We start from the raw sequence: 19,773 nt of genomic DNA on the forward strand, positions 1-19,773 counted from the left end.
CTACGGCTTGCCTGCGTGGTGCCTGCCGGAAGCATACGGGGGCCGCCAGTCGGCGATGCCGTCGAAGCCGCGCAGGAGGAGCGCGGGTCCGGCCGGCGACAGGGCCGTGACGGCGGTGTTCCGCAGGGCCACGACGGCCCGGCTGCCGGCCATGTTGAGGCGGGCGACCCGGACGGCCCGGCGGGCGAGGGCGGTCGTGCGCGGGAGGCGGTCCGCGGTGTAGGCGGGCAGGTCGCCGCCGTGGTGGGCGAGGACGACGGCGTCCTCGATGGCCTGGTTGCCGCCCTGCCCGAGGGTCGGGGGCATGGCGTGGGCGGCGTCGCCGAGGAGGGCGGTCCGGCCCGCGTGGTAGGCCGGCAGGGGCCGGTCGAGGTGGTGGACGTCGTGCCGGAGCACGTCCTCGGGGCGGGCGGCGGCCAGCACGGCGGGGACGGGGTGGTGCCAGTCGCCGTAGCGGCGCAGGAGTTCGGCCTTCTCGTCGTCCGGGGCGTGCTCCCCCGCCGGGACCCTGGCCGCCCCGTAGGCGTACACCCGGCCGTCCCGGAGGGGCTGGGTGCCCCAGATGTGGCCGCGGCCCCAGGTCTCGTGCGGGGCGAAGTCGGTGCCCGGCAGGGGGATCAGGACGCGCCAGGTGGTGAATCCGGCGTACACCGGTCCCGGGTGCGCGGGGAACAGGGCGGCACGGACCCGGGAGCCGACGCCGTCCGCGCCGACGACCAGGCCGGCCTCCAGCTCCTCCGCGCCCACCCTCACGCGGGCGGGGCGGTCGCGGTCGCCGGGGTCGGTGAGGGTGGCGGGCGTCCCGGTGCGGACGGCGCCGGGCGGGAGCAGGGCGGCGAGCCGGTCGACGAGGACGGCCCGGGGCAGCAGGACCAGGGGGCCGCCGAAGCGGGCCGCCGCGGCCTCGGCGTTCGAACGGGCCAGCCAGCGTCCCCCGGGGTGCGCAGTCCGCCGTCGCCCTGCCAGGCCGCCAGGTCGCGGATCTCCTCGCCGATACCGAGGACGTCCAGGGCCCGCAGGGCGTTCGGGGCGAGGGAGATGGCCGCGCCCACGGGCTTGAGGGCGGGAGCGCGCTCCAGCACGGTCACCGCCCGGCCCCGCTGGTGCAGGGCGGCCGCCGCGGCGAGTCCTCCGATCCCGCCGCCGATGACGATCACGCGGGCATCCTCTGCCATGACCCCTCCTTGACTACGGCTGTAGTACGCGTGACTGTACTACAGCCGTAGTGAGACGGATAGGGTTCCCCCATGGCCGCACACTCCCCCGGCGCCTCCCGCGCCGATCTCGTCGCCGACGCCGCCCTCGCCCTGCTCGCCGAGCGCGGCATGCGCGGACTGACGCACCGTGCGGTGGACGAGGCGGCCGGGCTGCCGCCGGGCTCGACGTCGAACGTGGCGCGCACCCGGCAGGCGCTGCTGGAACTGGCGGTGCGGCGGCACGCGGAGCGGGAGGCACGGGTGCTGGCGCTGACGGAGCTGCCGGACCCGCGCGGCGGCCCCGAGGCGCTGGCGGACGGGCTGGCGCTCGCGGTCCACCGCTCTCTGACCCGCCACCGCGCGTTGCTGATAGCCCGGTACGAACTGGCTCTGGAGGCCACCCGCCGCCCGGAACTGCGCGCCTACTACGACCGCACCGGCGCCGTCTTCAGGGAGCAGCTGACCGCGCTGCTCACGGCCGCGGGCTCACCCGAGCCGGACCGCCACGTGCTGTCCCTGGCCGCCTGGGCGGAAGGGCTGTTGTTCTCCTGCGCGGCCGGTTCCTTCAACAGCCGGACGCCGGACCTGGAGGAGATCCGCACGGGGCTGCGGGAACTGCTGGTGAGCCTGCTGGGATCGCGACCCGGCGGCTGCTGACGTCCCGCCCCGGCACGAACCCGGCCACCGGAGCCATACCACTGACGCGGCGGCACCCAGCCCTCGCCCCGACACCGCGGATGACCGGGACGGCGCGGGGATGTGGCCGGTGGTCGGCTGGGCGAGAAGGCCTGCTGGACCGCGGCACAGCGCAGCCGGCCGACGGCACGGCCCCGCACCGCACCGCACCGAGCACCCCACCCGACCCGCCGGAGACTAGCGCTGGCGCGGCGGCGTCCAGCCCTCGTCCCCCGGGCCGACGTCCTCCCCCAGCCGCGACGCCAGCCGGCCGATCGCCGACCGCACGCCCGCGCCGTAGCCGTCGTCCGCGAGGGCGCCCGCGGTGCTGCGGGCCCGGCGCAGGTGGCTGCGGGCGGCCTCGGCGCGGCCCAGCCTGTGATAGTCCGCGGCCAGGTTGAGATGGAGGGAGGGGAGGAAGCCCTGGACGCTCGACGGGTCGCCGGCCGCCCGGCCGTCGGCCAGTTCCTCCGCCGCGGACAGCGCCCGCAGGTCCCAGGCGAGTTCGTCCGCCGGGTCGTCCTGGGTGTCGGCCAGGTAGTGGGCCAGGGTGCAGCGGTGCAGCGGGTCGCCGTCCTCGCCGATCTCCGCCCACAGGTCCAGGAAGCGGCTGCGGGCCTCCTCGCGGTCGCCGCCGTGGTGCAGCATCACGACCTGCCCGATCCGCGTCAGCACGGCGTCCGGCGCCGCCTGTTCCTGTCGCTCCGCCACGGGGCCCTCCGGGCTGTCGACCGTTGTGTGCCTTCCGACGCTAGACGGCGCCGCCGGGATTCCCGAGGAGGCGGCGCCGTGGTGCGGTGCGCCGGTGGCCGGCCGGGTCGCGTCCGCGTGACCCGGTCCTGCACGGGTACGGCCCCGCGCCCCCGGGGAGTTGCGCCCGCGCCGGTGCGGGGGCGTCTGCCGCGCTCAGCCCAGGTTCGGGATCCGCCAGTCGACCGGCTCGTGCCCCTGCGCGGCGATCGCCTCGTTGATCTGCGTGAACGGACGCGAACCGAAGAACTTCCGCGCGGACAGCGGCGAGGGGTGCGCACCCTTGACCACCACGTGCCGGCTCTCGTCGATCAGCGGGAGCTTCTTCTGCGCGTAGTTGCCCCACAGGACGAAGACCGCCGGGTCGGGGCGGGAGGCCACCGCGCGGATCACCGCGTCCGTGAACTTCTCCCAGCCCTTGCCCTTGTGCGAGTTGGCCTCGCCGGCGCGGACGGTGAGGACCGCGTTGAGCAGCAGCACGCCCTGCCGGGCCCACGGCATCAGATAGCCGTTGTCCGGGACGGGCAGGCCCAGCTCGTCCTGCATCTCCTTGTAGATGTTGCGCAGCGAGGGCGGGGTCTTCACGCCCGGGCGGACCGAGAAGCACAGCCCGTGGCCCTGGCCCTCGCCGTGGTACGGGTCCTGGCCGAGGACGAGGACCTTCACCCGCTCGTACGGCGTCGCGTCCAGCGCGGCGAAGACCTCCTCGCGCGGCGGGTAGACGGGACCCTTCGCCCGCTCCTCCTCCACGAACTCCGTCAGCTCCTTGAAGTAGGGCTGCTGCAGTTCGTCGCCCAGAACCCCGCGCCAGGACTCGGGCAGCATGGCGATGTCGGTCACGTCAACGTCCTCACGGTGTCGATCAACTACGGCGTGCGGTCACTTCCCGGTTCCAGAACCTACAGGCGACCACTGACAACCGGTGCCGTGAGGGCCGTCCACCGGTCTCACCAGCTGGTTTTGCGGTGCAACGTCCACATCATCATGATCGTCGACGGGTCGAGGGCCTGCTCGCCGCCGGAGATGTCGACGCTGGCCGCCACGAACTGCCGGCCCTGCCAGAGCGGGATGAGCCGGGCGTCGTCCACCATGATCTGCTGCGCCGCCTCCATGTCCTTGACGGTCCGGGCGCGGTCGCTCTCCGCGCGCGCGTGGGGCAGCAGTTTCCCGGTGATCTCCTTGCGCGGGTAGGGCGTGCCGAGGGCGTTGTGCTCGCCGACGAACGGGGCGATGAAGTCGTCCGCGTCCGGGAAGTCGGGGAACCAGCCGCGCCCGAACACCGGGTACTCGCCCTTCTGGTAGCCGACCACGTAGGTCTTCCAGGGGCGGCTCCTGAGCGTGATGGTGAACAGGCCGGAGGCGTCCAGCTGTCGCTTCAGCTCCCGGAACATCAGGGCGGTCTCGGAGCCGTAGCGGTCGGTGGTGTACCAGAGGGTGAGCGGGACGGGGTGGGTGATGCCGGCGTCGGTGAGGATCTTGCGGGCCTTGGGGACGCTCGGTTCGCCGTAGTCGTCGAAGAAGCCGGTGGCGTGCCCGGTGAGGCCCTTGGGGACCATGGAGTACAGCGGGTCGACGGTGTCCTTGTAGACCTTGTGCGCGATCGCGCCCCGGTCCACGATCTGCGCGACGGCCTTGCGCACGGCGGGCTGCCGGGCCCAGGGGTCCGTGGGGTTGAAGACCAGGTAGCTGATGTCGGTGCCGGCGCCGTCGACCAGTTGCAGGTCCTCGCTCTCGTGTTCCTGCAGGGCGAGGATGTCGTCGGCGGCGAGCCCCCGGTAGGTGACGTCGATCCGCTTGTCCCTGAGCGCCTTGACCATCTGGGCGGAGTCCTTGAAGTAGCGGATGGTCACCGCGTCGTTCCGCGGTTCGGCGAAGCCCCGGTAGGTGCCGTTGCGGACCAGGACGGCCTGGGAGCCCTCCTCGTAGGAGCGCACCTGGTACGGCCCGGAGCCGTGCACCGAGGCGTCCTTGCGCAGCGAGGTGGCGGGGTAGTCGTCCGGGTCGACGATCGACATGGCGGGGGTGGCCAGCACGAACGGGAAGGTCGCGTCCGGCTGGTTGAGGTGGAAGACGATCCGGCGGTCGCCGGAGGTCTCGACGCGGTCCAGGCTGCCGAGCAGCCCGGCGGGACCGCCGGGGGCGTTGATGGTGCGGACGCGGTCGATCGAGTACCGGACGGCGTCGGCGGTCAGCGGGTCGCCGTCGGCGAACTTCAGGCCCGAGCGCAGCTCGCAGCGGTAGGTGCGGCTCGTGGAGTCGGTGAAGGAGCAGCTCTCGGCGGCGTCGGGCTGGGGGGTGGTGGCACCGCTCGGGTAGGCGAGGAGCGTCTGGAAGATGTTCCGGTACAGCTCCCAGGAGCCGTCCCAGGCGCCGGCCGGGTCCAGCGTGCTGGGGGCGCTGGTGGTGCCCACGACGATCGGCCCCTTGGCGCCGGGGCCGCCGTCGGACAGCAGACCGCATCCGGCCGCCAGCGAGATGGACGCGATCGCCGCGACTGGCCGCAGGAATCGGTTCCGGTTGAACACGCGCACGCTCCTCGATCCGCCGTACCAAGGGTCGGCAGACCATACCGCAGCGTCCGGGATACCGAACCTCTCCCGAAATCGGCCTTGTTGATCGTCGGAACCATGACGACGTTGTCAGTCCGCTGTGCGGATCCGGTACGGCCTTCCGGGCGCCGATCCGTCCGAAAACCGGCGCCCGGAAGAGATGCCCTTTCTCAGCCGACGCCGGCGTTGAGGAAGATGCCGCCGTCCACGACGAGAGTCTGACCGGTGATCCAGTCGGACTGCTCGGAGGTGAGGAACGCGGTGGCCCCGCCGATGTCGGAGGGCACCCCGAGCCGGCCGAGCGGGTAGGCGGCGGCCGCCTCCTCCTCCCGGCCCTCGTACAGGGCCTGCGCGAACTTCGTCTTGACCACGGCCGGGGCGATGGCGTTGACCCGTACCCTCGGCGCGAACTCGTGCGCCAGCTGCTGGGTCAGGTTGATCATCGCGGCCTTGCTGACGCCGTACGCGCCGATGAACGGCGAGGGCGCGAGGCCGGCCACCGAGGCGATGTTGACGATCGCGCCGCCGTTGTCCTTCTGCCAGGCGTGCCAGGTCTTCTGGGCGAAGCCGAGCGCGGAGATCACGTTGGTCTCGAAGACCTTGCGGGCGACGTTCAGGTCGAGGTCCGCGATCGGGCCGAACACCGGGTTGGTGCCCGCGTTGTTGACCAGGAAGTCGACCCGGCCGAAGGCCTCCATGGTGCGCCCGACGACCTCGGTCTGGTGGTCCAAGTCGTGCGCCTTGCCGGCGACGCCGATGACGCGCTCGGCGCCGAGCCGCTCGACGGCCTCCTTCAGGGCGTCCTCGCCCCGGCCGGTGATGCACACGCGGTCGCCGCGGGCGACCAGCGCCTCGGCGACGCCGTAGCCGATACCGCGGCTGGCGCCGGTGACGATCGCGACCCTGCCGGACGGCTCCGGGAGTTCAGTCATGTCCGTGTTACCCCTGAGTCCGTTAGTCGAGCGGTCCGCCGGCGACGTACAGCACCTGGCCGGAGACGAAGCCGGCCGCCTCGCCGGTGAAGAAGGCGATGGCGCCCGCGATGTCCTCGGGCTCACCGACGCGCTGTACCGGGATCTGGGTGGCGGCGGCCTTCTTGAAGTCGTCGAAGTCCATGCCGACGCGGTCCGCGGTGGCCTTGGTCATCTCGGTGGCGATGAAGCCGGGGGCGACCGCGTTGGCGGTGATGCCGAACTTGCCCAGCTCGATGGCGAGGGTCTTGGTGAAGCCCTGGAGACCGGCCTTGGCGGCGGAGTAGTTGGCCTGGCCGCGGTTGCCGAGCGCCGAGGAGGAGGAGAGGTTGACGATCCGGCCGAAGCCCGCGTCCACCATGTGCTTCTGGACGGCCTTGGTCATCAGGAACGAGCCGCGCAGGTGCACGTTCAGGACGGTGTCCCAGTCGGAGACGCTCATCTTGAACAGCAGGTTGTCGCGGAGCACCCCCGCGTTGTTGACCAGGATCGTCGGGGCGCCCAGCTCCTCGGTGATCCGGGCGACGGCGGCCTCGACCTGGGCCTCGTCGGAGACGTCCGCGCCGACGGCGATGGCCTTGCCGCCGGCCGCGGTGATCTTCTCGACGGTGTCCTTGCAGGCGGCCTCGTCCAGGTCGATCACGGCGACCGCACGGCCTTCGGCGGCCAGTCGTACGGCGGTGGCGGCGCCGATTCCGCGCGCCGCGCCGGTGACGACCGCGACCCGCTGTTCAGTGGTGGACATTGCTGCTTCTCCTCGCCCTTGAGAGAACCTGTCGGGCCCCTGGAGGGGCCCTCGATGCGGTGAGCGACCGCTTAGTACCTTCAGCACCCGTGACGCTAGAAGCCCTGGCACCCGGTGTCAACGGCACATCCGGCCGGTGTGATCCATTACCTCACCAGGAGGTCGAGCAACCGCTCCGTCTCGGCGGCCGGGTCGGCGGTCAGACCGGTGTGCACGGGACCGGGCTGGACCACGGTGGAGCGCGGCGCGACCAGCCAGCGGTAGCGGCGCCCCGCGTCGTCGCCGGCCGCTTGCCCGGCCTGCTCGCCGCCCGCACAGTGCCGCTCGATCGCAGTGAGCGCGGCACGCACCCCGGCCACGTCGGCGGCCGGGTCCAGCGCGAGCAGCCGGGCCTCGTCCAGGTGGGTGAGGGCGCCGACGTACCCCCGGGCGCGGCAGTACACGACCACGCCCGCGTTGATGCACTCCCCGCGCTCGACCCGGGGTACGACGCGCAGCACCGCGTACTCGAACACGTCCCGGTCGCCGCCCTGGCCGGCCCGGGTGATGTGTCGCTCGGTCACATGACCGGCCATGTGGATGTGGCGCTCGCTCACTTGCCCTCCTCGGTTCCGGAGCCGCCGGCGGCGTCGAGGCCGGTGATCCGCTCGGCGATGACGGCCGCCCGGGCGAGCAGCGGCCGCGCGTAGGCCCTGCGCAGCTCGTCGGGCGTGTCGAAGCCGGGCTCGTCGGCGAGCCAGGCCTCGGGGATCGCGGCGGTGACCTCGGCGAGCAGGTCCTCGGTGACCCGGGGTACCAGCTCGGCCGCGGCGGCGGCGACGTCCGGGGCGAACCGGGCGAGGGCGTGGTCGGAGGCGTCGTAGGGACGCGCGGCCGAGGCAGCGGCGGCGGGCCAGTTGTGGTGCCAGATCATGGTGGCGCCGTGGTCGATGAGCCACAGCTCGCCCCGGTGCACCAGCAGGTTGGGGTTGCGCCAGGAGCGGTCGACGTTGTTGATCAGCGCGTCGAACCAGACGATCCGGCCGGCCTCCGCCGCGTCCACCGGGAAGGCGAGCGGGTCGTAGCCGAGGGCGCCGGACAGGAAGTCCATGCCGAGGTTGGTGCCGCCGCTGGCCCGGAGCAGGTCCTGCACCTGCTGCTCGGGCTCGCCGAGCCCGAGGACGGGGTCCAGCCGGACCGTGACCAGCCGGGGCACGCGGAAGCCGAGGCGGCGGGCGAGTTCGCCGCACACCACCTCGGCGACCAGGGTCTTGCGGCCCTGCCCGGCACCCGTGAACTTCACGACGTAGGCCCCGAAGTCGTCGGCCTCGACCAGCCCCGGCAGCGAGCCCCCCTCACGCAGCGGCGTGACGTAGCGGGTCGCGGTGACCTCTTTCAGCATTTCTCCGGGCCGTCCATCTCTTCAGCCGTGCACGTGCGGCCGTCGGCGGCCGTCCGCCCCTCGGTGCCGGCCTCGGGCATGAAGAGAGAATAGTAACCGCGGGTGATCACAGGCGAGGAGCAGCGGGCCGACGCGCCAGGGGGCGGTCCCGGTCGGCCCGGTGGAGGGCGGAACGCGGTGCACCGGCCGCGCCGGGGCGCGCCACCCGGCTCACTGCGGCAGTGGGCGGACGCGCAGCGCGCGGCAGGCCGGACCGGAGATCTGCGTGCCGTCGTCGGTCAGGTCGAAGGACGAGTGGTGCAGCGGGCACACCAGGCGGGTCGCGGCGGCGTTCACGTGGGCGTGCCGCAGCAGGCCGCCCCGGTGCGGGCAGCGCGCCTCCACGAGCACGCCGTCCCGGCCGTCGGGGCCCTGCCGTTCCACGGCCACCGTGTCGGCGTCGAGTTGGCGCAGCCGTGGCCGCCCGGCCGCCCGCTCCGCGCCGCTCACCGGCCGGCCTCCGCGCGGGCCCGTCGTACCGCCGCCTCGGTGGCGCGGGCGATGGTCGCACTGGTCAGTTCGACACCGGCCCAGACCCGGTCCAGGTCCGCGCCGTGCTCCCGGTCCCAGGCGCGCAGCGCGGTCAGCATCTCACGGCTGTGGAACGCGTCGATGTGCAGGTGCTCGTCGTAGTACTGGCCGTTGGCGATGCCCAGCCGGGCGCAGGCCGTGGCGTAGCAGCGGAAGCCGAAGAGCACGCTGGACTCGAAGTAGGCGTAGGCGCCCAGGAAGTAGTCCGGGGTGGGCGCCCGGGAGGCCAGCCAGTGGAAGAGGTTGACATAGGCGAGCGTCTCCTCGCAGGCCCTGGCGGCGTGGTGGAAGGGATCGGTGGACAGCCCCAGCTCCACCATCAGCCGCTCGTACAGCCGGGCGTGCTCCTGCGCCTCGTTGCCGCACCCGAACTCGTCGATGAGCACCCGCATCACCGCCATGCGGGCCCGGGGCGTCAGCCGGGGCAGCACGCCCAGGTGGGACTGGGACTCCACCAGCCCGTCCACGGCGAACTGCCCAGCGACACAGGCGAACTCGGCCGCCGTCGCCCGCTCGGCCAGGTACCGCTCGCTGGGCGAGGGATCGTCCTCCTCGCGGCGCAGGCGCTGTTCCAGCGCGCCGAGGAGGTCGTCCAGCGAGCCGAAGGCGGGCGCCGCGTCCGCCAGCGCGTCCGCCTCCGCGCGCGGCCAGACCGCCTCCAGCGCGAGCAGTTCGGCGTATCCGGCGGCGTCGGGGACGGTGCGGTTGTGCCAGTACAGCCGTTGCTGCACGGTGGCGGACCGCGGCAGTGCGGGGGCCCCGCCCGTCCTCGCGGTCACGGCGCCGCCTCCCCGGCCGCGCGAGCGTCCCGGGCCGTGGTGTCCGTGCCGATGACGCCCCGCGCCACCAGGGCGCGTTTGACGTGCAGGTACCAGTCGTCGCGCAGGATGCCGTACGTCTCGCACGCGGTGTCGACCTCGGCCTGGAGCGCCGGCGTCGGGTGGCGCAGCAGTGCCGCGCACAGGGCCGGCTCCAGGTTGGCCAGCGGGCCGATGAACCCCGCCACGCCGGGGACCTGGAACAGCAGGTTCTCCCAGCCCTCGAAGACCGGCACGCCCAGGCCGGCCGCCACCAGCCGCCGGGTGAACGCCGGGTCCCCGCTGGACTCCTTCACCCCGACCACGCCCGGGAGCCGGCAGATCCGTGCCAGTGTCCCGGCCTCGATGCGGTTGCCGGACAGGGCCTCCTCGTTGTAGACGAGCACCGGCGGCCCCGCGTCGAGGACCCGCTCGTAGTGGGTCACGATGTCCTCCTGACCGACGCCCGCGCCGAAGGGCGTGGTGACCGCCACCGCGTCGGCGCCCAGCTCGGCGGCGAGCCGCGACCGGGCCACCACGGCCTCGGTGTCCGGCAGTTGGACGCCGGCGATGACCGGCAGACCACCGGCGCAGCGGACGGTGGCCGCCACCATGTCGCGCCACTGCGCCTCGGACAGCAGCCAGCCCTCGCCCGAGCTGAGGGTCGGCATCAGCGCGGTCACCTCGGCGCGGACCGAGTCGACCAGCCGTGCCACGTCGTCCGCGCGTACCCGGCCCTGCCGGTCGAGCGGGGTGACCAGCGGCACGACCACGCCGGACAGGGGGGCGCCCGCGCCCCGCGTCCGGCCGGTTTCCAGGGCGACGCCGGAGGCCGGCCGCGCCGGGGGGCTCTGCGGGGTCTCAGCGTTCGTCATGGGGAGTCCACATCGTCGTCGGGGCAGGAAAGGCGGTCCAGCGCGGCCAGGTCGACGCGCAGGGCCAGCGACCGGCGGTACAACTCCTCCAGCCGAGCGGGGAACGCCTCCTCCGGGCCGTCCGGGGGTGCGCTCAGGAGCGCCGTGGCACCGGGGCGTCCCCGCAGGCGCGGCGACACGCTGTGCAGCCGGCCGCCCCGGTGCACGGCCGGGGCCAGCAGCAGCGCGTCCGCGATCGGTACGTCCCTGAGCGCGGCGGCCTCCAGCGCGGTGCGCACGTCGCCGCGCCGCAGGCCGAAGCGGGCGATCCGCAGTTCGCTGTGCAGGTTGTCCATGAAGGGGTAGTAGGCGTCCTGTTCCGCGCGCGGCCGCCGCCAGATCAGGTCGTCGCACAGTCCCACCTGCTCCAGCGTCATGGCCAGCGGGCGGCGCGCCGCCAGCTGGCGGACGAAGAAGTTCTTGCAGGCGGTCCTGACCCTGTCGTCGGCGCTGTGCATGCCCATGAACAGCGAGGCGTCGATGAGCGTCCCGAGGCCCGGGACGGCCCCCGGGAGCGGGGCGCCCGTCCCACCGCTCGGCGGAGTGCCGGTCTCACCGCTCATGGGAGGCGGATTCCAGCGTCTCGCGGATGACCGTCGCGGCGGCGGCGAACTGCTCGGGCGGGCGCGCCAGCGCGATCCTCACGTACCGCTCGCCCCGGCCCGGGTTGTCCCAGTAGAAGTAGGTCCCCGGCAGCACGTAGACCTCGGCCTGGAGGAGCCGCGCGTGGACGTCCTTCGCGGTGAGGCCGGAGGGCAGGATGCGCAGCCAGGCGACGCTGGTGTCCACCCGCGCGTCCAGCAGTTCGAGGACGGAGCCGGGCAGTTCGCGCCGCAGGGTGGCCCGGTTGGTGTCGATCACCTCGCGCACCGAGGCGAAGGAGTCCGCGACGGAGTCCTCGACGTACTGGGTGAGGAAGTTCAGCACGAACGGGGAGACGTTGAGCAGCACCGAGGTGTGCAGGTTGTACACCTCCTCGTGGATGTCCGCGCTCGCCGTCAGCAGGGCGCACTTGGCGTCCTGGACCGGCCATGTCTTGCCCGTGTCCTCGATGGCGAGGTAGCTGACGCCGGACTCCTCCAGCATCCGGTACACGTCGGGGCGCTGGGCCAGGCCGTTGTGCAGGGCGAAGGAGGCGAAGCAGAAGTCCAGTACCAGCAGCTTGCGCTGGTCGCGGCAGAACCGCAGGACCTCCTCGAACCCGCGGCCGCCGTCGGTGAACAGCGTGAATCCGGTGGGGTTGTTGGGGTCGACCAGGTACAGCGCGTCCGTCCGGACCAGACGGGTCAGCTCCGCGTACACGGTGTCCGGGTCCGCCAGCGCGTCCTCGGGCAGCGCGGCGGGCGGCGCCCCGAGATACCTGAGGAGGTCCACCAGGTTGTCGAAGCAGGGTTCCACCAGGGAGACGGTGAGATCGTGCCGGCGCAGGTACATCGCCGCGACCATGGTGGACACGCTGGCCGCGTACGACAGCAGGGTGCGGCCCAGGGCGGGCGCGGTCGTCTGGCCGTGCAGGCGGAAGAACGCCTCGGTGAACTGCCGCTCGAAGTGCGCCTGCTGTCGTTCCTCCGACTCGTACCACAGCGTGGGCAGCCGCGAGACGATCTTGTCCTGGCTGCCGGACTGCCGCTGGTGCGTATGCGCGTCGGCCAGATTGTACCGAGTGCGCAGTGCCTTGATCTCGTGCTGGGTGAGGTCGATCAATTTCTGGGGTGACATATCCGCTCCTCGCACAGGACGGCATTCGTATGCTGATGAAGCCGATGACGCCTGGAATGGTAGGGAGCGCGAGCGGCCGGGACCACGCCAGAAATGATGAGGAACCATTGGCGGAGCCAAACGACGGGCTATCCGAAAGTACGCTGGTGGAATAGCGTGTTCCGCCAATAACCTGCCCGCATGACCTCAAGTGAATCGGGCGGGGCCGGACGGCCGGCGGCGGGAACGGCGCCTTCTCGGACCGTGGGGGCGCTTTACGCGGCGCTCGGCACCGCGCTGGCGGGCACCTCCTTCGTGGCCACGAGCCTGCTGACGGACTATCCGTTCCTGAGCGGCCAGACCCTGCGGTTCGCTCTGGGCGCGCTGAGCCTGTCGCTGCTGTCCGTCGTGGGGCGCGTGCGCTGGCCGCGGCCGACCGGACGGGAGTGGGCGCTGCTGGCGCTGCTGGCCGGGACCGGTCTGGTCGGCTTCAACCTGGCCTGCCTGGCCGCACTGGGTTCCGCCGAGCCCGCCGTACTCGGCGTGATCGTCGGCGCGACCCCGCTGCTGGTGGCGATCGCCGGTCCGCTGCTGAGCCGGCGCCGGGTGTCGGGGCGTCTGATCGCCTCGGCCGCCCTCGTGGTCGCCGGTGCCGCCGTGCTGGTCGGTTTCGGGCGCGGCAGCGCGGGCGGCTTCGGGTTCTCCCTGCTGGCCCTGCTGGGCGAGGTCTCCTTCACCCTGCTGGCGGTGCCGCTGCTGCCCCGGCTGGGGGCGATCCCGGTGGCGACCTACGTCTGCGTCCTGGCGACGGTCGAGATGGGCGCCCTGACCGCGGCGGTCGAACTGCCCGCCGGGGCGCTGCGCCGGCCGGACGCGCGCGAACTGGGCGCCCTGTGCTACCTGGCGGTGGCGGTGACCGCGGCGGCGTTCATCTTCTACTACCTCGGCCTGCGCGCCCTCGGCCCGGAGGCGACCAGCCTGTTCGCCGGGCTCATCCCGGTCATGGCGGCGTTCACCGCACCGATGGTCGGCAGCGGCACGCTCGGCGCGGCCCAGGTCACCGGCAGCATCCTGGTCGGTACGGGGCTCAGCGCGGGCCTGTCCGCGCCGGCCCGGGACGCCGTACCCGCGCCCGCGGCGCCCGCGTCCGAAGGGCCGCCGACCGGTCCGGCGGATCCGAAAGTGCCGGTACCGACGGCGGATGACGACGGCTGAACATTCGTCATTTCGCCTGGTACCGGGCCAGGAGCCGCATTTCTAGCATGAGGGGGCCAGGTCCTTTCTTCCGGCCGGCAGGATCCGCAAGAGAGGGCCCAGGCCCCGCAGGACCGCGTCCGGCACTTCCGGCGCCACCGCGCCGCATCTCCTTCCCTCTCCCGTGAGGATGCGAAATCCATGACCACCACGCATGTCGTCCTGAGCGCCGCAGACCTTCCGGACCACTGGTACAACATCGTTCCCGACCTGCCGGCGAGCCCGCCGCCCGCGCTGCACCCGCAGACGCTGGAGCCGCTGCGTCCCGAGGACCTCTCGGGGCTGCTGCCCCAGGGCGTCATCGAGCAGGAGTTCTCCGAGCAGCGCTGGATCGAGATCCCGGACCGGGTGCGCGAGCTGTACCAGATCTGGCGGCCCTCCCCGCTGCACCGGGCGACGCGGCTGGAGCGCGCGCTGGACACCCCGGCCCGGATCTACTTCAAGTACGAGGGCGTCTCACCCGCGGGGTCCCACAAGCCCAACACCGCCATCGCGCAGGCCTTCTACGCGGCCGAGGACGGGGTGCGCCGGCTGACCAGCGAGACCGGGGCCGGACAGTGGGGCTCTGCGCTGTCCTTCGCGGGCTCGCTGTTCGGTCTGGAGGTCACCGTCTACATGGTCCGCTCCTCCTTCCGGCAGAAGCCCTACCGGCGCATCCTGATGGAGACCTGGGGCGCCGAGGTGCACCCGTCGCCCAGTGCGCGCACCGAGGCGGGGCGCGCGGTGCTGGCGCAGACCCCCGACTCCCCGGGCTCGATCGGCATCGCCATCAGCGAGGCCGTGCAGGACGCGCTCAGCCGCGAGGACACCCGCTTCGCGCTCGGCTCCATCTCCAACAACGTACTGATCCACCAGTCGGTGATCGGCCTGGAAGCCAAGAAGCAGCTGGAGATCGCCGACGACTACCCGGACGTGGTGGTGGGCTGCGTCGGGGGCGGCTCCGGCTACGCCGGCCTGTCGTACCCGTTCCTGTACGACACCCTGACCGGCAAGCGCTCCGGCACCCGCTTCGTCGCCGTCGAGCCGGACGCCTGCCCCAGCCTCACCCGGGGCACCTACGCCTACGACTATCCCGACACCGCCTCGCTCGGCCCGGTGCTGCCCATGTTCACCCTCGGGCACAACTTCATGCCCGCCCCCATCCACGCCGGCGGTCTGCGCCACCACGGCAGCTCCCCGACCATGGGGACGCTGGTGCAGCACGGCCACGTGCAGGCGCGCTCGGTGTCGCAGACCGACATCTTCAGCGCGGCCGTGCTCTTCGCGCGCAACGAGGGCTTCGTGATGGCCCCGGAGTCCGCCCACGGCGTCCGCGGGGCCATCGACGAGGCGCTGGCCGCACGGGAGGCGGGCGAGGCGCGGGTGATCCTCGTCCACGTCTCCGGGCACGGCAACTTCGACATGGCGGCCTACGACTCCTACCTGGCCCAGACCCTGACCGACCACGAACCGGACCAGGCGGAGATCGAACGGGCCCTCGGTGAGCTGCCGTCGGCGAAGATCCCGGTCTGAGACGGGGCCGGGCCGCGCACCCGTGAGCGGGTGCGCGGCCCGGCCGTGGTCAGTCGACCAGCCCGGTCGCGGTCAGTCGACCAGCCCGGCCTCGACGGCGTACAGCGCCGCCTCCACGCGGTTGCGCAGCCCCAGCTTCGCCAGCAGGTTCTGCACATGGGACTTCACGGTGCTCTCGCTGAGCGTGAGTTGCGCGGAGATCTCGGCGTTGGTGCGGCCCCGGCCGAGCAGGCGCAGCACGTCGTGCTCCCGGGGCGTCAGCGAGTACGGCGTGCAGGCGGAGGCCTGCTTCGGCACCGTGGCGGAGGACAGGGCCGCCGGCGGGAGCCGGCGCTCGGCCGGCCCGGCCGCCGCGACCGGTGCCGGGAAGAGGGAGTAGCCGGCCACGAGCATGTGCAGCGCGGCGACCAGGTCGTCCACCTGCGCGCTGCGCAGCAGCGTTCCGTCGGCGTCCTTCCCGATGAGGCCGATCGTCGCGGAGTCGCACAGGGAGTCGCTGACCAGTGCCAGCACCTTGCCCTGCCAGCCCTCGGCCTGACGCAGCGTCGCCGAGCAGCAGCCGTTGGGGCTCTCGACGGTGTGGACGACGACGTGCGGCTTGGTCTCGGCCATCAGCGTCACCGCCTCGTGGTGGTCGCACGCCTCGGCCACGACGTCGATACCCGACTTGCAGCGCAGTACCGCCCGCAGGCCGCTGCGGGTGATCGGCGACGCGTCCAGAATGAGGACGCGAATAACAGTGATCTCCGGCGATTGTTGTGACTTTAAGTTCTCCATGTGCCCGATTCCCCCGTCTTTTCTGAAGAAATGGATCTTCACCTGCTCGAACGCGGTCGAAAGCGCTTTGGTGCGGGAACCCCGAGGTCGAAGGATAGACGACGAGCAGCCGAATCCCACGGGTGCAGCGGTAAACGGTCCCGAAAATCCCCGTGCGGCTCGTTGCCCGTAACCGCCGCCCGAGAAATGCGGGGCCCGCATCCGCGGGGAGGCGGCCCGGCAAGGTTCCGGACGCCCGTCTGAACGGCCGCGCTCCCCCGCCCGTACCCCATGGCGGACCAGGAGAAGCTCCGCGGAAGGGAATCCACACATGACCAGCGCATCGCTCCACCCCGCAGCCGGACCGGGCCGCCGTACCGTCGTGGCGGCGGCCGGAGCGGCGGGGCTCGCCGCCGCGCTGACCGCCTGCGGCTCGGGCGACGACTCCTCGGCCACCGGGTCGGGATCCACCGGGACCACGGGCACCGGGGCGACGGGCACCACCGGGGCCACGGGGTCCACCGGGTCGGCGCAGGGCGGCGGTTCCGCGGCCGGCGGCGCCGCGCTCGCCAAGACCGCGGACATCCCCGAGGGCGGCGGTAAGATCTTCAAGGACCAGGGTGTCGTGGTCACCCAGCCCACGGCCGGCACCTACAAGGCGTTCTCGTCCAAGTGCACCCACCAGGGCTGCGCGGTGGGCAGCGTGGCGGACGGCGTGATCCGGTGCCCCTGCCACAACAGCGAGTTCTCGGTGGCGGACGGCAGCGTGAAGAAGGGGCCCGCCACGCAGGCGCTTCCGGCGGCGCGGATCACCGTCTCCGGCGACGAGATCAAGCTGGCCTGAGCGGGCCTCAGCGCCGCTTCCGCGGCCCGGCGAGGCAGCCGAGCACCTCGTCGGTGGTCGTGATGGAGGCGACCAGCGCGAGGGTGTTGCGGATCATCGCGGGGGTGTACTCGGCGGGCACCCCCGCGACGGCGTCCGCCGGGACGACGGCGGTGTAGCCGAGGTTGACGGCGTCGAACACGGCGTTGGGGACGGCGACGTTCGCCGAGACACCGGTGACGACCAGCGTGCGGCAGCCCAGGTTGCGCAGCAGGGCGTCGACCTCGGTGCCGTGGATCGGGGACAGCCCGTGCAGCCGTCGTACGACGATGTCCTCCTCGGCGACCTCGATCGGGGGCGCGACCCGGACCGCCGTACTACCGGCCAACTGCTGCGCGGGGAGCCGTTCGGCGGCCCGGAACAGGCGGGCGTTGCGGTTGGCGCCCCGCCCGTCGGGCCGGCGCTCGGCGATCGCGTGGACGACCTGCATCCCGCTCTCGTGCGCGGCGGCGACCAGCCGGGCCACGTTGCGCAGGGCGCCCGAGGAGCGTGCCTCGCGGGCGAGTTCGGGCAGGGCGCTGTCCGGTCCGACGACTCCCCGCTGGCACTCCACGGTGAGCAGGACGGTGCTCGCGGGGTCGATGAGTGAGGGGAGTTGCTCGTACGACCGCATGGCGGGTGCCCCCTGGTGGACGACGGCTTCTCTTTTCTGACGTGATGTCAGAGGATCACCATAGTTTTCTGACACGACGTGGGAGAAGAGGGCCGCATGTCCGTCACTCAGCAGCGCCGGGGCCGGAAGATCATGATGACGCCCGGTGAGCTGGACGAGTTCCTGACCACCCAGCGCACCTGCCGGGTGGCGACCGTCTCCGGCGACGGCACACCGCACGTCAGCGCGCTGTGGTTCGCCTGGGACGGCACCTCGCTGTGGCTGTACTCGGTGGTGCGCAGCCGTCGTTGGGCCCAGCTGGGCCGGGACCCGCGGGTGGCCGTCGTGGTCGACTCCGGCGAGGAGTACGACCAGTTGCGCGGGGCCGAGCTGACCGGCCGGGTGGAGTTCGTGGGCGAGATACCGCGCCGGGGCGAGCTGTGCGCCGAACTCGACACCGCCGAGACGCTGTTCGCCCGCAAGAACTTCGGCCTGGACGAGATGCCGCACGACGGCCGGCACGCCTGGGCCCGGCTGACCCCGGACAAGATCGTGTCCTGGGACTTCCGGAAACTGGGCGGGACGTGACGGGGACCGGGGTCGTCAGCCCAGCTGCCGGGCGGCGCCGCGCAGCGCCTCCACCGCCGCGCGGATCGAAGGCCTGCGGTCCGCGTCCGCCCGCCAGACCACGTACACATGGCGGCGCACCCGCTGCCTGAGCGGCACCAGGACCACCCCCTCGGGCACCGGGTGCCGGCCCAGCAGTGGCGCGATGCACACACCCAACCCTGCTGCCACCAGGCCGAGTTGGGTGTGCGTCTCGCCCGCGCGGTGGCCGACGATCGGCTCGACGCCCTTGGACCGCAGGGTGAACATCAGCCACTCGTGGCAGAACTCGCCCTCGCCCCAGGTGATCCACTCGTCCTCGGCGAACTCGGTCAGCTCCACCTCGTCCCGGTCCGCGAGCCGGTGCCCGACGGGCATCGCGACATCGGCCGGGTCGTCCAGCAGGTGCGCCTTGACGAGGCCGTCGGGCAGCGGCATCGGCTTGTTGTACCAGTCCAGGACCACCGCGAGGTCGAGGTCGCCGCGGACGACACCGGCGATGCCGTTCTCCGGCTCCAGCTCGCTGGAGCGCACGCGCAGCCCCGGGTGCTCGGCGCGCAGCGCGCCCAGCGCGGCGGGGAAGAGACCCCGGGCGGCGGTCGGGAACGCCGAGAGCCGCAGTTCGCCGACGACCTGGCCGCGGTGCGCCTCCAGGTCGGACTCGGCCAGCTCGACCTGCGACAGGATGCGTGACGCGTGCTCCGACAGCAGCCGGCCGGCGTCCGTGAGTCGTACACCCCGGCCGTTCCTGGCCAGGAGCTGCTGGCCGATCTCCCGCTCCAGCTTGCCCAGCTGCTGCGAGACCGCGGACGTGGTGACGTGCAGCGCCTCGGCGGCGGCGCTGACCGAACCGTGCCGGGACAGTGCGTCGAGGGTGCGCAGGCGCTCCAGATTCAACATGTAAGTGATTCTAAGAGATACCAGGTGAGAAATCTCGATTGTGCTACGAGATCGCTTCCCGCACAGTGATGGGCATGAGCACGGTTACCACGTCATCCCCCACCCGGTCCCCCGCACCCGCCCGCCCCCGCGCCCGCCTCGACTGGCGGCTCCGCTTCGGCGCCCTCTCCATGATCTGGGGCTTCAGCTTCCTGTTGATCAAGGTGGGGACCCAGGGGTACGCCCCCTTCCAGGTCACCCTCGGACGCCTGGCGTTCGGTACGGCGGTCCTCGTGACGGCGATGGCGGTCAAACGCGAGCGGCTGCCGCGCGGGGCCCGGCTGTGGGGGCACATGGCGGTCGCCGCGTTCCTGCTGAACGCCCTGCCGTTCTCCCTCTTCGCCTACTCCGAGCTGACGATCCCGTCCACCCTGGCCGGCATCTGCAACGCGACCTCCCCTCTGTGGGGCATGGCCCTGTCCCTGGTCGCCCTCTCCGAGGACCGGCCCACCAGGGTGCGCGTGGCCGGGCTCGGCCTGGGCTTCCTGGGCGTCCTCACGGTGCTGGGAGCCTGGCAGGGCTTCCACGGCCTGGACGCGACGGGCACGGCGATGGCACTGCTGGCCTCGCTCAGCTACCCGGTGGGCTGGATCTACGTCCGCCGGACCCTGGCCGGCACGGGTAACTCCCATCTGTCGATGACCGGCGGCCAGTTGCTGCTCGCCACGGTGCAACTCGCCCTCGTCACCCCCTTTTTCACCCACGTGCCCGAGCACTTCGCGCTCGTCCCGCTGCTGGCCGTCGCCGGACTGGGCGTGCTGGGGACGGGGCTGGCGGTCCTCCTCCAGTACGGGCTGGTCGCCGAGGTCGGACCCACCACCGCCCAGATGGTCACGTACTTCATCCCGGTCATCGCGACGGCCGCGGGCGTGGCGATCCTCGGCGAGTCGCTGCGCTGGACGACCCCGGTGGGCGCGGTGATCGTACTGGCGGGGGCCGCGCTGACACAGGTGCGGGGCAAGGGGGCCTGAGGCGTCACGGCAGG

Annotated in this window: 21 protein-coding genes and 1 pseudogene; 6 read left to right on the forward strand and 16 right to left on the reverse strand. The window is 72.6% G+C overall.

Features of this window, described 5'->3' with window-relative positions:
• Nucleotides 1–1,175: pseudogene (locus ACZ3ZD_RS30225) on the reverse strand (FAD-dependent monooxygenase).
• Nucleotides 1,176–1,247: 72 nt separating this feature from the next.
• Between ACZ3ZD_RS30225 and ACZ3ZD_RS30230 the strand changes: the two are divergent.
• Nucleotides 1,248–1,853, forward strand: coding sequence for a TetR/AcrR family transcriptional regulator (locus tag ACZ3ZD_RS30230; RefSeq protein WP_467404106.1), 606 nt, complete (start codon nucleotides 1,248–1,250; stop codon nucleotides 1,851–1,853).
• Nucleotides 1,854–2,069: 216 nt separating this feature from the next.
• Here ACZ3ZD_RS30230 and ACZ3ZD_RS30235 read toward each other — a convergent pair whose 3' ends face one another.
• From ACZ3ZD_RS30235 to ACZ3ZD_RS30290, 12 genes are all read right to left on the reverse strand, one after another.
• Nucleotides 2,070–2,582: a hypothetical protein gene (locus ACZ3ZD_RS30235; RefSeq protein ID WP_467404110.1), complete on the reverse strand. Its 513-nt coding sequence runs from the start codon at nucleotides 2,580–2,582 to the stop codon at nucleotides 2,070–2,072.
• A 195-nt stretch (nucleotides 2,583–2,777) separates the two neighbouring features.
• On the reverse strand, nucleotides 2,778–3,461 hold the full coding sequence (locus ACZ3ZD_RS30240; protein ID WP_467404112.1) for a uracil-DNA glycosylase: 684 nt from the start codon (nucleotides 3,459–3,461) through the stop codon (nucleotides 2,778–2,780).
• A 107-nt stretch (nucleotides 3,462–3,568) separates the two neighbouring features.
• Nucleotides 3,569–5,146, reverse strand: coding sequence for an ABC transporter substrate-binding protein (locus ACZ3ZD_RS30245; RefSeq protein WP_467404114.1), 1,578 nt, complete (start codon nucleotides 5,144–5,146; stop codon nucleotides 3,569–3,571).
• 194 nt (nucleotides 5,147–5,340) lie between these two features.
• On the reverse strand, nucleotides 5,341–6,102 hold the full coding sequence (locus ACZ3ZD_RS30250; protein ID WP_467404116.1) for an SDR family oxidoreductase: 762 nt from the start codon (nucleotides 6,100–6,102) through the stop codon (nucleotides 5,341–5,343).
• A gap of 22 nt (nucleotides 6,103–6,124) precedes the next feature.
• Complete coding sequence (fabG, locus tag ACZ3ZD_RS30255; protein WP_467404120.1) at nucleotides 6,125–6,886, reverse strand: 3-oxoacyl-ACP reductase FabG; 762 nt, start codon at nucleotides 6,884–6,886, stop codon at nucleotides 6,125–6,127.
• Between the two features lie 146 nt (nucleotides 6,887–7,032).
• Nucleotides 7,033–7,482 carry a DUF3037 domain-containing protein gene (locus ACZ3ZD_RS30260; protein WP_467404123.1) on the reverse strand — a complete coding sequence of 150 codons (450 nt, stop codon included), beginning with the start codon at nucleotides 7,480–7,482 and terminating at the stop codon, nucleotides 7,033–7,035.
• Nucleotides 7,479–8,267, reverse strand: a complete 789-nt coding sequence (locus ACZ3ZD_RS30265) for a HipA family kinase (protein WP_467404125.1) — start codon at nucleotides 8,265–8,267, stop codon at nucleotides 7,479–7,481. The genes ACZ3ZD_RS30260 and ACZ3ZD_RS30265 overlap by 4 nt, the downstream gene beginning before the upstream one ends.
• A gap of 210 nt (nucleotides 8,268–8,477) precedes the next feature.
• The gene (locus tag ACZ3ZD_RS30270) at nucleotides 8,478–8,756 is read right to left on the reverse strand and encodes a Rieske 2Fe-2S domain-containing protein (protein ID WP_467404128.1); all 279 of its coding nucleotides are present in this window, start codon (nucleotides 8,754–8,756) and stop codon (nucleotides 8,478–8,480) included.
• A complete protein-coding gene (locus ACZ3ZD_RS30275) occupies nucleotides 8,753–9,616 on the reverse strand; it encodes an iron-containing redox enzyme family protein (RefSeq protein WP_467404131.1) in 864 nt (287 codons plus the stop codon). Before ACZ3ZD_RS30275 ends, ACZ3ZD_RS30270 begins: the two co-directional genes overlap by 4 nt.
• Nucleotides 9,613–10,509 (reverse strand): dihydrodipicolinate synthase family protein, encoded by an 897-nt coding sequence (locus ACZ3ZD_RS30280; protein ID WP_467404133.1) that lies wholly within the window; start codon nucleotides 10,507–10,509, stop codon nucleotides 9,613–9,615. The genes ACZ3ZD_RS30275 and ACZ3ZD_RS30280 overlap by 4 nt, the downstream gene beginning before the upstream one ends.
• Nucleotides 10,506–11,111 (reverse strand): DUF6190 family protein, encoded by a 606-nt coding sequence (locus ACZ3ZD_RS30285; RefSeq protein WP_467404136.1) that lies wholly within the window; start codon nucleotides 11,109–11,111, stop codon nucleotides 10,506–10,508. The genes ACZ3ZD_RS30280 and ACZ3ZD_RS30285 overlap by 4 nt, the downstream gene beginning before the upstream one ends.
• Nucleotides 11,101–12,267, reverse strand: a complete 1,167-nt coding sequence (locus ACZ3ZD_RS30290; RefSeq protein WP_467404139.1) for an aminotransferase class I/II-fold pyridoxal phosphate-dependent enzyme — start codon at nucleotides 12,265–12,267, stop codon at nucleotides 11,101–11,103. Before ACZ3ZD_RS30290 ends, ACZ3ZD_RS30285 begins: the two co-directional genes overlap by 11 nt.
• 243 nt (nucleotides 12,268–12,510) lie before the next feature.
• Here ACZ3ZD_RS30290 and ACZ3ZD_RS30295 point away from each other — a divergent pair, with 243 nt between their 5' ends.
• Together ACZ3ZD_RS30295 and ACZ3ZD_RS30300 are read left to right on the forward strand one after the other, a co-directional pair.
• Nucleotides 12,511–13,461, forward strand: coding sequence for a DMT family transporter (locus ACZ3ZD_RS30295; protein ID WP_467404144.1), 951 nt, complete (start codon nucleotides 12,511–12,513; stop codon nucleotides 13,459–13,461).
• Between the two features lie 180 nt (nucleotides 13,462–13,641).
• Entirely contained in the window at nucleotides 13,642–15,012 is a 1,371-nt protein-coding gene (locus ACZ3ZD_RS30300) for a TrpB-like pyridoxal phosphate-dependent enzyme (protein WP_467404146.1), read from the forward strand.
• 72 nt (nucleotides 15,013–15,084) lie between these two features.
• Here ACZ3ZD_RS30300 and ACZ3ZD_RS30305 read toward each other — a convergent pair whose 3' ends face one another.
• Nucleotides 15,085–15,789: a LuxR C-terminal-related transcriptional regulator gene (locus ACZ3ZD_RS30305; protein WP_467404149.1), complete on the reverse strand. Its 705-nt coding sequence runs from the start codon at nucleotides 15,787–15,789 to the stop codon at nucleotides 15,085–15,087.
• A 310-nt stretch (nucleotides 15,790–16,099) separates the two neighbouring features.
• Here ACZ3ZD_RS30305 and ACZ3ZD_RS30310 point away from each other — a divergent pair, with 310 nt between their 5' ends.
• Complete coding sequence (locus ACZ3ZD_RS30310; RefSeq protein ID WP_467404151.1) at nucleotides 16,100–16,612, forward strand: Rieske (2Fe-2S) protein; 513 nt, start codon at nucleotides 16,100–16,102, stop codon at nucleotides 16,610–16,612.
• Nucleotides 16,613–16,619: 7 nt separating this feature from the next.
• On the opposite strand, the gene ACZ3ZD_RS30315 is transcribed toward ACZ3ZD_RS30310, so the two are convergent.
• Nucleotides 16,620–17,264 (reverse strand): cysteine hydrolase family protein, encoded by a 645-nt coding sequence (locus ACZ3ZD_RS30315; RefSeq protein WP_467404153.1) that lies wholly within the window; start codon nucleotides 17,262–17,264, stop codon nucleotides 16,620–16,622.
• A gap of 96 nt (nucleotides 17,265–17,360) precedes the next feature.
• On the opposite strand from ACZ3ZD_RS30315, the gene ACZ3ZD_RS30320 reads away from it, so the two are divergent.
• Entirely contained in the window at nucleotides 17,361–17,831 is a 471-nt protein-coding gene (locus ACZ3ZD_RS30320; protein WP_467404155.1) for a pyridoxamine 5'-phosphate oxidase family protein, read from the forward strand.
• A 15-nt stretch (nucleotides 17,832–17,846) separates the two neighbouring features.
• Here the strand turns inward: ACZ3ZD_RS30320 and ACZ3ZD_RS30325 are convergent, their stop codons facing one another.
• On the reverse strand, nucleotides 17,847–18,749 hold the full coding sequence (locus tag ACZ3ZD_RS30325; RefSeq protein ID WP_467404160.1) for a LysR family transcriptional regulator: 903 nt from the start codon (nucleotides 18,747–18,749) through the stop codon (nucleotides 17,847–17,849).
• Nucleotides 18,750–18,823: 74 nt separating this feature from the next.
• Here ACZ3ZD_RS30325 and ACZ3ZD_RS30330 point away from each other — a divergent pair, with 74 nt between their 5' ends.
• Nucleotides 18,824–19,759 (forward strand): DMT family transporter, encoded by a 936-nt coding sequence (locus tag ACZ3ZD_RS30330; RefSeq protein ID WP_467404162.1) that lies wholly within the window; start codon nucleotides 18,824–18,826, stop codon nucleotides 19,757–19,759.
• Nucleotides 19,760–19,773: the final 14 nt, after the last annotated feature.

Source organism: Streptomyces sp. NPDC023481, assembly GCF_055560195.1.